Genomic DNA, 1,232 nt, shown 5'->3' on the forward strand with positions numbered 1-1,232 from the left:
TGTTCTGCGCAACTAAATCAGGACACTTTTCTTAAGGAACTTTGTTCATACTCTACTGGCGACAGATCACCATTAGCAGTATGAAGCCGTTCTAAGTTGTAATAGCGCATATACGCTGTCACATCATTTCTCATATGCTCACGAGTTGGTTGTGGTACTTTCAGCAACCAATCATATTTTAAGCTGCCAAAAAACCTTTCAACAACTGCATTATCCCAACACGCACCTACATCGCCCATGCTGGCTCTCATGCCATAACTCGCCAATAATTTACGATAACGCTTGCTGGTATACTGTGAACCTCTATCAGAGTGAAACACCAAGCCTTTAGGCGGCTGGCGTAAATTATAAGCTTTCATCATTGCCTTGCTTACTAAGTCAGTCGTCATTCGTTTATCAATATGCCAACCAACAATACGGCGAGAATATAAGTCCATCACAATGGCTAGGTACATCCAGCCTTCGCCAGTCCTCAAGTATGTCACGTCACCAGCCCACACCTGATTTGCAGCAACTGGATTAAAGTTCTGGTTCAACAGGTTATCAGCCACAGCGTCACTGTGTTTACGCTTGGTCGTCACCTTGTAAGCAACTCGTTGAGTCACTACTAGGCCAAGTGCGGCCATTAACTTCTGAACGCCATAATCACTGACGTTAAAGCCCTCGCTGCGTAACTTCTTTCTAAGCTCTCGATAGCCTAAGCTATTTCTGCTTTTCTCGAAGAAGTGCTTTGCCTTACGATATAAGTTCAGTTGCTCTGCTGTGATGATTTTAGCTGGCCGTTTAAGCCAAGCGTAATAAGCACTGCGGCTTACCTGCATCACTTTGCAGAGTTTAACCACGGGAAATGTCGAAGATAACTGCTTAATCGTTTTGAACGTTATTTGGTTTCCTTTAGCAGGAGGGCGCTGGCCTTTTTTAATATCTCTTTTTCCATCCTTAGCTCTTTATTTTCCTTGCGTAATCTTAACAGCTCCGCTCGCTCATCAGCATTTAAAGTGGCTCCAGACTGCTCTGCTTCAATCTTGGCTTTCCAGTTATAAAGTAACTTATCCGTGATACCAAGAGACGCTGCTGCCTTTGGTACGCTATAACCTTGCTCGGTTACTAATGCTACGGCTTCTTGTTTGAATTCAGCCGTGTAACTTCTGTTTGTTCTTTTTGTCATTTAACACCTCAATAATTGGATTATATTCCATTATTAAAGTGTCCTGTTTAATTAAAGCAGATCA

At 42.8% G+C, this 1,232-nt stretch carries 1 protein-coding gene; it reads right to left on the bottom strand.

All coding sequences use genetic code 11. The features are described 5' to 3' along the window. Nucleotides 1–17: 17 nt before the first annotated feature. Nucleotides 18–1,168, bottom strand: a protein-coding gene (locus Q4489_RS18210; RefSeq protein ID WP_303483374.1) for an IS3 family transposase whose coding sequence is annotated in 2 segments (ribosomal slippage) — nt 18–892 and nt 892–1,168 — 1,152 coding nt in all. Because the reading frame shifts where the segments join, the coding sequence is not laid out codon by codon here. Nucleotides 1,169–1,232: the final 64 nt, after the last annotated feature.

It is taken from the genome of Thalassotalea sp. 1_MG-2023 (assembly GCF_030546745.1).
In the GTDB taxonomy this organism is placed as follows: domain Bacteria; phylum Pseudomonadota; class Gammaproteobacteria; order Enterobacterales; family Alteromonadaceae; genus Thalassotalea_C.